Genomic DNA, 13,567 nt, shown 5'->3' on the forward strand with positions numbered 1-13,567 from the left:
CCCCAAGCACCGCAGGATCATGACGACGATACCTGTCCAAACCATCATGGACAGGTGGAGATGGAACACACCTGCTTTTACGGACGCACCCGGGCGGATGTTCGTTCTGTGCGAAGGATCACGTAACCCAAGGCGAGGCCCGCGAACTGGCAGAACGCGATGGCCAACACCAACCCCACTGGCCCAATCCGGTCGGCGAACGTCCCCGTCAGCGCGGCCCCCACCGCCGAAGCGGCGATCTTCAGGCTCCCCCCTGTCGTGTTGACCTGCCCCAGCCGATCAGGCGGCGACTCGCGCTGCCGCAACATGAGCGTGGCCGCGAAGACAGGCCCCTCGCTGATCCCGGCCAGCAGGAAGCTCAGCATGGCCCACGGCAGCGAGGGCGCCAGCGCGAGACTGCCCAAGGCCGTCCCGAACGCGAACAGCCCGGCCAGCATCACCCTCTCGGCGTGACGGACCGACAACCACCGCGCGCAGGCAAGCGACCCGATGAGCGATCCGACCGCCATGGCCGCGAGCATCTGCCCGCCCGCGCTGGCCTCGACCCCGATCCGTTCGGCCAGGAGCACCGCCGTGACGGCGATCCCGCCGAACCCCAGCCAGGCTAGTGTCGTCGCCACCGTCAACGCACGCAGAACGCGGTTGTCCGCCAGTACGGTCAACCCGCCGATCACCACGTCCAGCACGGCCCGCGCCGAGCCTGAGCCCGCGCCGCCGGCGCCACTCCTGCTCGGCTCCGCACCAGCGCCACCGCCACCGCCACTCAGCTCCGCGTCAACGGCCTTCTTGTCTGCGGCCTCCTTGTCTGCGGCCCTCTTGTCTACGGCCTTGCCTTCGGCAGGAGCGCGAAACGGAAGGAGCGGCAAGGCGAGGAGTCCGATAAAGGCACAGGCGACGATCGGGATCCCCGCCCCGCCCCCGCCCAGCCACACCGCGAATCCGGCCGCCAAGCCGGGACCAGCGATGCCCGCAAGGTTGTAACTCGACGCCTCCAGCCCGTACGCCCGAGTGAGCCGTTCGGCGGGCACGAAACGGGGGAGCAGGCTCGTCAGCGCCACCACGATCGGCTCGACGCAGCCGATGACCGCCGCGACCATCAGGGCGAACACGAGCGGCGAGTCACCCGCGATGAGCAGGAGCAGCCCCATGGCGATGGCATAGCCGACGGTCAGCATGAAGGCGAACGGCCTGGGCCGGGTCACCCGGTCCATCGCATGCCCGATGACCGGCCCGCTCAGGATGTACGGCAACGTCATCGCGGTCTGCAGGAATCCCGCGGTCGCGGCGTGGTCGGTGCGCGCGTGGACAGCGAGGACGATGGCGGTCGCCGCACCCTCCGCGGAGACCCGCAACAGGGTCGCCGTGGACAGGTAGAGCGGGAGCGCGGTCGGTCTGCCGATCACCTTTGGATCGTGACATACGGTCAGGGCCGCCCAGAAGACCGGCATCAACCCGACTTAGACTGCGAAACGTGGCACAACCAAAAGCGCATGAGCACCAAGTCACCAGCGAGGTAGGGCGGCTGCGCACCGTACTGCTGCATCGCCCTGGAGCGGAGCTGAAGCGCCTCACCCCGCGCAACAGCGACAAGCTCCTCTTCGACGCCATTCCGTGGGTGGGCCGTGCGCAGGAGGAGCACGACGCGTTCGCCCAGGCGCTGCGGGACCGCGACGTCGAAGTGCTGTACGTGACGGAGCTCCTCCAGGACGCCCTGGAGTACGAGGTGGCGCGGCACGAGGCGATCAGCAATGTCCTCAGCGACCACCGCCTCGGCGGCCAGCTGCGCGGCGTTGTCGAGGGCTATCTGCGTGACCTCGACCCCGAAGACCTCTCCCACACGCTGATCGACGGTCTGGCCCATGAGGAGCTCAAGACCGGCCATGGCCTCGTCTACCGCCTGATGGACCGGCTGGACTTCGTCATCGATCCGCTGCCGGGCCTGCTGTTCACCCGCGACAACAGCGCCTGGATCGGCGACCGGGTCGCCGTGACGAGCCTGGCGATGCCCGCCCGCCGCCGCGAATCCGCCCTCACCGGGCTGATCTACGCCCACCACCCGCGTTTCGCCGGCGTGGTGCCGATCTACAACCCGTCGCTCGAACACGTCGAGGGCGGCGACATCCTCCTGCTCTCCCCCGGCGTGGTGGCCGTCGGCACGGGCGAACGCACCACTCCCGCCGGCGTCGAACGCCTCGCCCGCCAGGTCTTCACCGCCGGTCTTGCGCAGACCGTCCTCGCCGTTCCGATCGAGCAGCAGCGGGCGACCATGCACCTCGACACCGTCTGCACCATGGTCGACGTCGACACGGTGGTGATGTACCCGCCAATCGCCCACTCGCTGACCGCGTTCACGGTCACCGCGGCGAACGGCGACCTGCGCGTCTCGGAGCCGCGTCCCTTCCTCGAAGCGGCCGCCGAGGCCATGGGCCTGGACCGGCTCAAGGTCATCGACACCGGCCTGGACCCGGTGACCGCCGAACGCGAGCAGTGGGACGACGGCAACAACACCCTCGCCGTGGCGCCGCGCCTGGCCGTCGCGTACGAGCGCAACATCGAGACCAACGCCCAGCTTGAGACCGCGGGCATCGAGGTCATCCGCATCAGCGGCAGTGAGCTGGGCAGCGGCCGGGGCGGCCCCCGCTGCATGTCCTGCCCCATCCTGCGCGACCCGCCACCCGCAGCCTGACCCGCCCGCACCAGCCAACCCGCCCAAGACCCGAACAAAACGGTGGGTCGGCTTGGAACGCAGAAAACCCCGGGAGCGTTGGACGTCCCGGGGCTTTCTCGATGTTTGGAGGCTCGGGCGGTGTCGACGGGGGCACGACAGCGCCCGAGCTTGAAGAGGACCATACAAGGTGAGGCAAAGGTCCGGCTAGTCGGGGTATGCCTGACTTGTCGGCCGGAACGATCCGGGCTGGTCAGCCGGGGTAGGCCCGGCCGGTCGCGGCGCCGTACCACGGCTCGTTGAAGACCTTGCCCGTCGCACGAGGCTGCATGTCGGGGTGCTCGTTGAACTCGGGCAGGGCCGCATGGGCCGCGTGGCGCGGCGACGAACCGTTCAAACCCGAGGCATGCGGGGCGAGCAGCTGGGCCCAGACCGTGGTGGCGCCTTCCTCATGGCGGACCCCCCAGCCCTCGGCCAGGGCCTCGACGATGCCCAGGCCGCGGCCTCCCAGGGACGAGAGCGTGCCGGGGCCTCGCCGCGGCACGGTCATGGCCCCGCCGTCACTGACGGCGACCTCGAGCATTTCCCCCTGGTAGGACCAGGTCACCCGGACTTGCCCGGACGGCAGCGCCCGCGCGTGGCGCAGGGCGTTGCTGAGAAGCTCGCTGAGGATGACGCTGGCGTCGTCGACGACGGAGTCGTAGACCCCCGAGGCGGTCAGGTCGGAGCTCAGGCGCTTGCGCGCGATCGCGACGCTGGACGGCGCGTGCGGCAACATTACGACGCTCGATGCCCTCACCTCGCCGTCATCCTTCCTCCTCTAACGACCTGTCTTCCGGTATGACCGAAATGCCCAGGTGGGGATGCCTGGAAACCTCCTGGAAACGGCCCACCACTCGCACAACGAGCGACTGACCATCCGGTCACGGATCTCACTCCTGTACCTGGCGTCTAACGGAACCTCGCCCCCAACGCAACACCAACTAAAGATCTATCCAGCCAACGAAGGATTACTCCTCGCACGCGCGTTTCGTCCGTCACACTGCCGCCACACTGACCTTTCCCGCAGAAATACCGGGCCCGGCCCCATCAAGATCGCTCCAAAAGCCGGTAAAGAGCGCCGATCCCGTCGCCGTTGACCACTATCGGCCCCCTGACCTGTGACCCCGTGGCCAGCATGACGACCGTCACGATATGGCCGTCACGTTACGGCCTTCACGACGCCGCCTTCACGACACGGCCTCACAACGCGCCTTCACGACGCCACCTTCACCACACGGCCTCACGACACGCCTTCACGACGCCGCCTCACAACGCGCCTTCACGACACGGCCTCACAACGCGGCCTCACGACGCGGCCTTCAGTAGTAGGCGCATGCAGGTGCCGGTCGCAGGCCCGGGATGGGCGGAGATCGCCCCGCCCTGGGCCTCGGTGAGGCGTTTGACGATGTAGAGCCCGAGGCCGATGCCACCGAAGCGGCGCCGGTCGCCGGCTTCGCCCTGGACGAAGCGCTCGAAGATACGCTCATGATCGCCTGGTGCGATGCCGATGCCCTCGTCCTGGACGGTGACCAGCACATCGGGGCCCTCCGCCCACGCGCGGACCGTGACCGTGCCTCCGTCGGGCGAGTATTTGAAGGCGTTCTCGAGAAGCTGCCCGAGGACGATGTCGGTGGCCATCGCGTCGCCGGCGGCCGGCGGGAGGTCTGGGGCGAGGTCGAGTTCGACGCGGTGCAGGCTCGACAACGAGCGGAACCCCGACACCACGCCGGTCACCACGCGGGACAGGTCGAACGACTCCATGGTCACGGCGAGCTCGTCGGCACCGGCGCGTGATCCCAGCAGGAGATGCTCCACCAGGCGGCCGAGCGACTGGGCGCGCTCGGCGATCGTGGCCACGGCGGAACGGCGGTCGGCGTCGCTGAGCTCGTCCCACCGGTTGACCAGCGTGCTCGCGAAGCCCTGGACGACGGTGATCGGGGTCCGCAGCTCATGGCTGGTGGTCGCCAGGAAAAGATCCTTGGCCTCCTCCAGCGCCTTGGCCGCGCTGACGTCGCGGAAGTCGACCACGATCTCGCCGGTCTCCTCGATCTCGGCGGCGAGCACGTTGAGCCAGACGCCCGACTCCAGCGGGAAGGTCATCATCTCGCCGGGGTCTGGCTTCTGGAACGGCAGCGGCCGGCCGATCACGTTGCGGGCGGGGAGGCCGGTGAGGGCGTGGGCGGCCGGGTTCCACTGGCGTACGGTGCCGTCGCGGTCGAGCACGGCGATGCCGTCCGCGCTGGAGTCGATGACCGCGCGCTCGTGGGCACGCTGGCGCACGACCTCGGCGTAGGCCACCGCGTTGCCGACCGCCACGCCGGCGTGCCCGGCGAGCAGTTCCAGCAGCTCCAGCTCGGTGTGGCCGATCTTGCGGCCGGAGAAGAGCGCGTACAGCGCCCCGTACGGCTTGTTCTGCAGGAACGAGAGGCCCAGCGCGATCGTGTGCAGGCCGGGCAGCTCGGACCAGACGAGGTCACCGAGCCGGCGTTCGCCGGTGGCCAGCATCACGGTCTTGCCGGACCGGAGCAGCTCGCCGACCAGGCTGGAGCGCAGGTCGGCCGTGGCGCCGCGCATGTGGTCGGGCAGCCCGTACATGCTCACCAGGCGCAGCCGCTCGCCGTCGATCCGGACGAAGCCGCCCGCGTCGGCGCCGGTCAGCTCGATCAGCGCCGCGGTGATCCGGTCGAGCACCACGTCCAGATCGAGCTCGGCGTTGAGGTCGGCGACGATGTCGTTCAGCCGCCGGACGAGGCGTGCGCGTTCAGCCATATGGTGCTGCGCGACCTCGTCCTCCTCGACCGGGTGGTAGACGCCGACCCAGCCGAGGAGCGTGCCGTCGCGGTCTTGCAGGGCACTGGTGTCGATACGGACGTCGATGAGGCGGCCGTCGCGGTGGAACCGGCGGGTGGCGATCGAGATCTGGCCGCTGTCGCCCTCACCCGCCCGCCGCGTCAGCAGCCGTTCCTGGACGGCGTTGTGCTCGGCCTTGAGCTCGTCCGGCACGATCGGCGGCACCTTGCCGAGCACCTCTTGGGCTCGCCAGCCGAACATCCGCTCGGCGGCCGGGTTCCACACCGTGACCCGGAACGAGTGGTCCACGGCCACGATCGCATCGGCCGCGCACTCGATGACCGCACGGAGGATCGGATCGTGGACCGAAAGCTGCACGTCTGTATCGTGCCACCGGATCTTGCACTGGCGCCGGACAACCACCGCCGAAACGTTTCCACCTGACGGGGACTTTGCCCGCAAACCTTCGTCGTCCAGCGCGTCCGCCACCCGTTCAGGCGGCCGAAGAGTCGATCTTGCCTTCGGAACGCCCGGCCGCCCGGCCGCCCCCGCCCCGCGCGACCCGCCCGATCAGGAACGCGGCCAGACCGGCGACCAGGAACGACAGCAGCGAGGCGCTCATCCAGCTCTGCGTGCTGAAGCCGATCGCCTCCTGCACGTCGTGCCAGAAGCCCGCCCACCAGCTCACCGTGCCCGGATTGATCAGCTGGTACGTGACGAACCCGACCGCCCAGGCACCGATCATCCCCCAGCGAGACGGCGCCGAGACCGACGTGTCCCACCGGCCCTGCTCTTCGCGGGAGGACGACCCCCCACGCCCCCCGCCCGCCGAGGAAGAGGTCTTCGCCCCTGAACGCCGGCTCTGCTCCTTGAGAGGAGACGACTCCCCACGCCCCCCGCGCGGCGACCAGGTGGGCTTCGCCCATGAACGCCTGCCCTGACCCAGGAAAAAGTCCACCGCCAGCACGCCGAGCATGGGCACGAACACCGAGCCGATCAGGGACAGGAAGCTGGCATAGTCGCCGATGTTCAGCAGCAGGGCCAGGCCGGTGATCAGCGCGCCGAGCGCGATCGACAGGACGCGCCGGTCGGCGCGGGGCACCAGGTTCTGGATCGAGACGGCGGTGGAGTAGACATTGGCGAACGACTGGTCGGCCTCGCGCAGCACGAAGACCGCGAAGAAGAGCACGCCCAGCGTCACGCCCAGGAACGGGTCGAAGACCTTGGTGGAGTCGCCCGCGACCAGGGCCAGCGCCAGCAGGCCGAGGATGTAGGCGATGATCTGGGTCGCCGAGTAGCCGACGGCCGCCGCGCCGAACGCGCCGCGGGCGGTGCGCGCGTGCCGGGTGTAGTCGGCCGCCACCGGTACCCACGAGATCGAGACGGCCAGCGCCGCGTCGGCGCCGATCCAGAACCCGCCCCATGACCCCTCGGTCAGATCGGGCAGCGGCTCCCGCACCAGCTGGACGTAGAAGTACACCAGCGCGATCATCACCGCGGCGGTCACGTACCGGCGCAACATCCGGACCGAGCCGAGCGGCCAGATCGTCAGGACCGTCGTGAGCACACCTGCCGCGATCACGTACGTCCAGCGCGGCACCCCGTCCCACAGCGCCCGCGCCGCGTCGGCGATGACGATCAGCTCGAACGTGCCCCAGCCGATGAGCTGGGCGATGTTGAGCGCGGTCGGCACGTACGACAGCCGCGCACCGAACAGCCCGCGCAGGAGCACCATCGCCGGCTGGCCGGTGATCGCGCCGGGCGCCGCGGACAGGCCCAGCATCAGCCCGCCGATCGCGGTGCCGACGATCATCGCGACGATGCCCGCCATGATGGACAGCGTCGGCTTGCCGTCCGCCCCGGGGGCCAGCACGGTGTAAGCGCCGGAGAAGGCGAACAGGCTGACCCCGAGGTTGGCCCAGAAGGCACCTTGGTCCCAGAAGCTGAGGACCTTGGGCGCGGGCTCGTCGAGGGTGTACGGAACCTCGTTACGAGGGCGTTCTTTTACGACAGACGTCATCGGGACACACACTCCCTACGCCGGCATTACCCGGACAGGTTCATGCGGTCGGTGACGCCTGTGCCCTTTTGGGAACTGCCCGTTCGGAACGGACGTGTCGCCCTCTCAGCCCGGTCGGCCCGAGCTCCCGCGGTGGGGTACTGGAATAGAACGGGACGAATCGTACATCAGGCCACGTGCGGCGGCCCGTCCGCGCCGCCCTCCATCGGGCGCCCGGCCTCGGCCCAGCGCTTCATGCCCCCGTCGACGTTCTTCGCCAGCCAGCCCGCCTGATTGAGCGCGACGGTCACCTGCGCGGACCGCATCCCGGACCGGCAGATCACGTACACGTCCTGGTCGCGGGGAATCTCCCCGGCGCGGTCACTCAGTTCGGCCATCGAAATGTGCGCTGCCCCCGGCGCATGCCCGGCGTCCCATTCGTACTGCTCACGGACATCGAGAAGGTATGCGCCCTCCGGTACGTCGGCCGCGTCCACGGCCGGGACGTCATCCCCGAAAATCATCACGCCTCCATGGAACCGCGCGAGACCCACCCGCGTCGAATCACCCATGCGGTATCGGACGCTCCTTTTCACGACGCCCGGCCTAGCCATGGTCATCTCAATGGCGGCCTGCGGCTCAGACAAGGCCACGAGCAGCCCCGGTGAATCCTCGTCCACGACGTCCGTCTCGCCCTCGGGCTCCTCCGGCACCCCCAAGGACACACTGACCGTCCAGGTGAAGGCCTCCGCCAAGGCCGCCGCCAAGACCTGGACGCTGTCCTGCGACCCCGCTGGAGGTGATCACCCCAAGGCGGGACAAGCCTGCACGGCCGTCGCCAAGGCCAAGGATCCCTTCCAACCCCCGCCCGCCGGCCAGATGTGCACGAAGATCTTTGGTGGCCCCGAGATCGCCACCGTGAAGGGAACATGGCAAGGTAAGCCTGTAGACGCCAAGTTCACCCGCACTGACGGTTGTGAGCTCTCCCGCTGGGAGAAGCTCGCCCCGCTCTTCGGCGGCGTTCCCAAGAACGGCTGACGAGTCCACCCCGTTCGGACTCTGTCAGCTCGAGACGGGCCCCGGTCGGCGCGCGACCGGGGCCCGTCGCCATCCCTGGACCCGACCTGGGGACTACATGACCTAGGGGCTACCTGCCCTGGGGCTGCCTGCCCTGGGGGGCTACTTGAGGAGCCGCGACATGCGGCGGTCGGCGAGGGGTTTGCCGCCCGTCTGGCAAGTGGGGCAGTACTGCAGCGAGGAGTCGGCGAACGAGACCTCCCGGATCGTGTCGCCGCAGACAGGGCATTTCGCGCCCGTACGGCCGTGCACGCGCAGGCCGGTCTTCTTCTCACCCTTGAGATCCTGTGCCTCCAGGCCGCGGGAGCGCTCCACGGCGTCGCGCAGCGTGGTGACGATCGTGTCGTGGAGGGTCGCTATGTCCTCTTCGGTGAGCGAAGAGGCGATCTTGAACGGGGACATCTTGGCGGCGTGCAGCACCTCGTCGGAGTAGGCGTTGCCGATCCCGGCGATCACCTTCTGGTCGCGCAGCAAGCCCTTGATCTGGGTGCGCCGCCCGTTGACGATCTCGCCCAGGGCGGCGGGGGTGAACGACTCGTCGAGCGGATCGGGGCCCAGCGACGCCACCCCGGGCACGTCGTCGGGATTCCGGACGAGATAGACGGCCAGGCCCTTCTTCGTCCCCGCCTCGGTAAGGTCGAAGCCGGACCCGTCATCCAGGTGCACGCGCAGGGCCAGCGGGTTCTTACCCCCCGGACGTACCGGCCTGGTCGGCACCTCGTCCCGCCACCGCAGCCACCCGGCCCTGGCCAGATGAACGACCAGGTGGAGGCCGTCGATGTCGAAGTCGAGGAACTTGCCGTGCCGGGCGACGCGGGTGACGCTCAACCCGCCGAGCGCGGTGATCGGCGGGTCGTACGTCTTGAGCGCGGAGATGGCGAGAACATCGACGCGGGCGACCCCATGGCCGACCGCGCGCTCTCGCAGGAAGGTGGCGAGCGCCTCCACCTCAGGTAGCTCAGGCATGACTCCAGTATCCGCGACAACGGATGTCCACAGGCCTGTGGATTCCTGTGGACAACTCTGTGTGACAGGCACGATCGCCTGCGGTGCAGGCGAGTTTCGGGGGCTATACCTCTATGAACATGGTCAAAACCATCCCCGAGCTCGCGGCCGATGCGCCCGATGACCTGTGGATAACAAGGGTGCTGGGCATGCCGGCGCGACCGTGACGAGGTTCTCGGAATAACCCCTAGGGGGTAGGGGTTGAATCGGCCACAGGGTTATGGCACGATGAGGACCACGAGATACCCCCCAGGGGTACAAATCCGGAAACTCAGGGAGATGACGATGAGCACCGCCACCTACACCGTTGCCGGGATGACCTGCGGCCACTGCGTCGGCTCGGTCAAGGAAGAGGTCGGCCAGGTCGCCGGTGTCACCGCCGTCGACGTGGACCTCGCGTCCGGCAAGGTGACCGTGACCAGCGACAGCCCCGTCGACGACGCCCAGATCACGGCGGCCGTCGAAGAGGCCGGATACGAAGTGAAGGTGTGAGGACGTCATGAACACCGCGACCAAGCTGGGGGCCTTCGCTCTGGGCCTGGCCGCCGTCTTCGGAGGAGCCGTCGGGGTCGGCGAGATCGTCGGCCCCGTCGGTGCCACGGCGGAGACCGGTGGGCAAGGCAGCGGGCAGGGCGGCGAGCACGCCCATGGCGGCGGCAAGTCCACCTCCGCCAAGACCGGGACGGCCGCCGAGACCGAGACGGCCGCCGCTTCCGTCCCCGGCGGGCTGCAGATCTCGCAGGACGGCTACACCCTGGCTCCGCAGACCACCACGATCACGCCCGGCGAGCAGACCGACTTCCGGTTCACCGTGAACGGCCCGGACGGCAAGCCCGTCAGCCGGTTCGAGACCCTCCACGGCAAGAAGATCCACTTCATCCTGGCCCGCCGGGATCTGTCCGGCTTCCAGCACCTCCACCCAACCGAGGCCGGGGGTGGCGTCTGGTCCGTGCCGGTCAAGGTCCCGAAGGCCGGTGCCTATCGCTTCTTCACCGACGTGCAGCCGACCGGCGCCAAGAAGCAGCTGACGCTGGGCGCCGACCTCACCGCACCCGGGAACTACACGCCCACCGCACTGCCCAAGGTCGAGCAGACCGCAAAGGTCGACGGCTACGAGGTGAAGCTCAACGGCGCTCTCGTCCCCGGCAAGACCAGCAAGCTCACCCTCTCGGTGAGCAAGGCGGGCCGACCGGTCACCGACCTGCAGCCGTACCTTGAGGCCTACGGGCACCTGGTCGCGCTGCGCGCGGGTGACCTCGCCTACCTGCACGTCCACCCGGACGGCGAACCCGGCGACGGCAAGACCAAGCCCGGACCGGAAATCACGTTCTACGCCGAGGTGCCGAGCTCAGGTGCGTACCGTCTCTACCTGGACTTCCAGCACGAAGGCAAGGTCCGTACCGCCGAGTTCACCGCGGTCGCCGGCGCCGCCCCGGCGGCCCAGGCCCCGGCGACCCCCGCCCAGACACCGAGCCAGGCGCCCGGCGATCAGGGCGGCGGGCACGACGACGACGGTCACACCCACGGCTGACAACCGATACAGACACACGCCGAGACAGATCACGAGGAGGAGAGCGATGACTACCGGAGCCGCAACCGGGCAGATCGAGCTGGCGATCGGCGGCATGACCTGCGCGTCGTGCGCGGCTCGCATCGAGAAGCGCCTCAACAAGATCGAGGGTGTGACCGCGTCGGTCAACTACGCCACCGAGAAGGCCAAGGTCGAGTTCCCCGAAGGGGTGAGCCCGGACGAACTGATCGCGTCGGTCGAGAAGGCCGGCTACACCGCCGAGCTGCCCCCGCCGCCCAAGGCCCAGCGCACAGATGACCAGCCCGCCACTGAGGATGAGGACGGGTTGCGGCCGCTGCGTCAGCGGCTGATCACCTCCGTCGTCCTGGCGATCCCGGTCATCGCGATGGCGATGATCCCGGCGCTGCAGTTCGAGAGCTGGCAGTGGTTGTCGCTGACGCTGGCGGCTCCGGTGGTGGTGTACGCGGGCTGGCCGTTCCACCGCGCGGCCTGGACCAACCTGCGGCACGGCGCCGCGACCATGGACACCCTGGTGTCGGTCGGCACGCTCGCCGCGTTCGGCTGGTCGTTGTGGGCGCTGTTCTTCGGCACCGCGGGCGAGCCCGGCATGCGGCACGGCTTTGAGTTCTCGATGACCCGGTCCGACGGCTCGATGAACATCTATCTCGAGGCCGCCGCCGGTGTGATCGCGTTCATCCTCGCCGGGCGCTACTTCGAGGCCCGCTCCAAGCGCCGCGCCGGCGCCGCTCTCAAGGCGCTGCTGGAGCTGGGCGCCAAGGAGGTCTCGGTCATACGGAACGGGCGCGAGGAGCGCATCCCCGTTGACCGGCTCGCCGTCGGCGACACCTTCATCGTCCGTCCCGGCGAGAAGATCGCCACCGACGGCGTGGTCGAGGAGGGATCCTCCGCGGTCGACGCGTCGATGCTGACCGGCGAGTCCGTGCCCGTCGAGGTCGGCCCCGGCGATGCCGTAGTCGGCGCGACGGTCAACGCCGGTGGCCGCCTGCTGGTCAAGGCCACCCGGATCGGTTCCGACACCCAGCTCGCCCAGATGGCCAAGCTGGTCGAGGAGGCCCAGACCGGCAAGGCCCAGGTGCAGCGGCTCGCCGACTCGATCTCCGGGATCTTCGTCCCCATCGTGATCATGCTCGCCGTGGCGACCCTCGGGTTCTGGCTCGGTACGGGCGGCGGGATCGCCGCGGCCTTCACCGCCGCAGTGGCCGTTCTCATCATCGCCTGCCCGTGCGCACTGGGCCTGGCCACTCCGACCGCGCTGATGGTCGGGACGGGCCGCGGCGCCCAGCTGGGCATCCTGATCAAGGGTCCGGAGGTCCTGGAGTCGACCCGGACGATCGACACCGTCGTGCTCGACAAGACCGGCACGGTCACCACCGGAAAGATGGCTCTGGTCGACGTCGTCACCGCCGAGGGCGTGGACGCGGACGAGGTGCTGCGCCTGGCCGGTGCCCTGGAGGACGCCTCCGAGCACCCGATCGCGCAGGCCATCGCCAAGGGTGCGACAGAACGGGTCGGCACGCTCGGCCCGGTCGAGGACTTCGCCAACGTCGAGGGCCTGGGCGTCCAGGGCATGGTCGACGGTCACGGCGTTCTCGTGGGCCGCCCGCAGTTCCTGGCGGAGTGGTCACAACACCTGCCCGCCGACCTGGAGCGGGCGATGACCGCGGCACAGGAGCTCGGCCACACCGCGGTCGCGGTGGGCTGGGACGGCGCGGCACGGGCCGTGATCACGGTCGCGGACCAGGTCAAGCCCACCTCCGCCGAGGCGATCGGGCAGCTCAAGGCCCTCGGGCTCCGGCCCGTCCTGCTCACCGGCGACAACGAGACGGTCGCCCGCACGGTGGCCCGCGCCGTCGGCATCGAGGAGGTCATCGCCGAGGTCCTGCCGCAGGACAAGGTGGACGTGGTCAAGCGCCTCCAGTCCGAAGGACGCACCGTCGCGATGGTCGGCGACGGCGTCAACGACGCCGCCGCGCTCGCCCAGGCCGACCTCGGCCTGGCCATGGGCACCGGCACCGACGTGGCGATCGAGGCCTCCGACCTGACGCTGGTCCGCGGCGACCTGCGCGCCGCAGCCGACGCCATCCGGCTGTCGCGCCGCACGCTGGCCACCATCAAGGGCAACCTGTTCTGGGCCTTCGCCTACAACGTGGCCGCCATCCCGCTGGCGGCGGCAGGCCTGCTCAACCCAATGATCGCCGGAGGGGCGATGGCCTTCTCCTCGGTCTTCGTGGTCAGCAACAGCCTGCGGCTCCGCCGGTTCAAGCCGCTGAGCACCGGCGCGGCCCCGGTCGCCGGAGCCGAGGCCCCGGCCAAGCAGCCGGTCACCACCGCCTGACCGCGCCCACGTCACAACGGGCTCACGGTCACAACGAAGGGCCGTGTCCTCTCCGCTCTGGGGAGGGCACGGCCTTCGCCATTCCACCGGCCTCGGTGGCTC

11 protein-coding genes and 1 riboswitch are annotated in these 13,567 nt (G+C 69.4%); of the genes, 5 read left to right on the top strand and 6 right to left on the bottom strand.

Annotated elements, in window-relative coordinates:
- Positions 1-77 precede the first annotated feature (77 nt).
- On the bottom strand, positions 78-1,403 hold the full coding sequence (locus ACH34W_RS22805; protein WP_395962990.1) for an MFS transporter: 1,326 nt from the start codon (positions 1,401-1,403) through the stop codon (positions 78-80).
- 68 nt (positions 1,404-1,471) lie between these two features.
- Here ACH34W_RS22805 and ACH34W_RS22810 point away from each other — a divergent pair, with 68 nt between their 5' ends.
- On the top strand, positions 1,472-2,686 hold the full coding sequence (locus ACH34W_RS22810) for an arginine deiminase (RefSeq protein WP_395962991.1): 1,215 nt from the start codon (positions 1,472-1,474) through the stop codon (positions 2,684-2,686).
- Positions 2,687-2,918: 232 nt separating this feature from the next.
- Here ACH34W_RS22810 and ACH34W_RS22815 read toward each other — a convergent pair whose 3' ends face one another.
- The 4 genes from ACH34W_RS22815 to ACH34W_RS22830 form a co-directional block, all read right to left on the bottom strand.
- On the bottom strand, positions 2,919-3,464 hold the full coding sequence (locus tag ACH34W_RS22815; RefSeq protein WP_395962992.1) for an ATP-binding protein: 546 nt from the start codon (positions 3,462-3,464) through the stop codon (positions 2,919-2,921).
- A 548-nt stretch (positions 3,465-4,012) separates the two neighbouring features.
- Positions 4,013-5,875, bottom strand: coding sequence for a PAS domain S-box protein (locus ACH34W_RS22820; protein ID WP_395962993.1), 1,863 nt, complete (start codon positions 5,873-5,875; stop codon positions 4,013-4,015).
- Between the two features lie 115 nt (positions 5,876-5,990).
- The gene (locus ACH34W_RS22825) at positions 5,991-7,517 is read right to left on the bottom strand and encodes a purine-cytosine permease family protein (protein WP_395962994.1); all 1,527 of its coding nucleotides are present in this window, start codon (positions 7,515-7,517) and stop codon (positions 5,991-5,993) included.
- Positions 7,512-7,658: riboswitch (TPP riboswitch) on the bottom strand. It overlaps the preceding gene by 6 nt.
- Positions 7,659-7,684: 26 nt before the next feature.
- Entirely contained in the window at positions 7,685-8,017 is a 333-nt protein-coding gene (locus ACH34W_RS22830) for a rhodanese-like domain-containing protein (RefSeq protein ID WP_395963134.1), read from the bottom strand.
- Positions 8,018-8,120: 103 nt separating this feature from the next.
- Here ACH34W_RS22830 and ACH34W_RS22835 point away from each other — a divergent pair, with 103 nt between their 5' ends.
- The gene (locus tag ACH34W_RS22835) at positions 8,121-8,534 is read left to right on the top strand and encodes an SSI family serine proteinase inhibitor (RefSeq protein WP_395962995.1); all 414 of its coding nucleotides are present in this window, start codon (positions 8,121-8,123) and stop codon (positions 8,532-8,534) included.
- Between the two features lie 141 nt (positions 8,535-8,675).
- Here ACH34W_RS22835 and ACH34W_RS22840 read toward each other — a convergent pair whose 3' ends face one another.
- Positions 8,676-9,539 (bottom strand): Fpg/Nei family DNA glycosylase, encoded by an 864-nt coding sequence (locus ACH34W_RS22840; protein WP_395962996.1) that lies wholly within the window; start codon positions 9,537-9,539, stop codon positions 8,676-8,678.
- A 324-nt stretch (positions 9,540-9,863) separates the two neighbouring features.
- On the opposite strand from ACH34W_RS22840, the gene ACH34W_RS22845 reads away from it, so the two are divergent.
- The 3 genes from ACH34W_RS22845 to ACH34W_RS22855 are packed head-to-tail and all read left to right on the top strand — an operon-like array spanning position 9,864 to position 13,465.
- On the top strand, positions 9,864-10,070 hold the full coding sequence (locus tag ACH34W_RS22845) for a heavy-metal-associated domain-containing protein (protein ID WP_395962997.1): 207 nt from the start codon (positions 9,864-9,866) through the stop codon (positions 10,068-10,070).
- Positions 10,071-10,077: 7 nt separating this feature from the next.
- Positions 10,078-11,109, top strand: a complete 1,032-nt coding sequence (locus ACH34W_RS22850) for a hypothetical protein (protein ID WP_395962998.1) — start codon at positions 10,078-10,080, stop codon at positions 11,107-11,109.
- 46 nt (positions 11,110-11,155) lie between these two features.
- Positions 11,156-13,465, top strand: coding sequence for a heavy metal translocating P-type ATPase (locus tag ACH34W_RS22855; protein WP_395962999.1), 2,310 nt, complete (start codon positions 11,156-11,158; stop codon positions 13,463-13,465).
- The last annotated feature ends 102 nt before the right edge of the window (positions 13,466-13,567 follow it).

The organism is Actinomadura sp. 6N118, from assembly GCF_044326415.1.
In the GTDB taxonomy this organism is placed as follows: Bacteria; Actinomycetota; Actinomycetes; order Streptosporangiales; family Streptosporangiaceae; genus Spirillospora.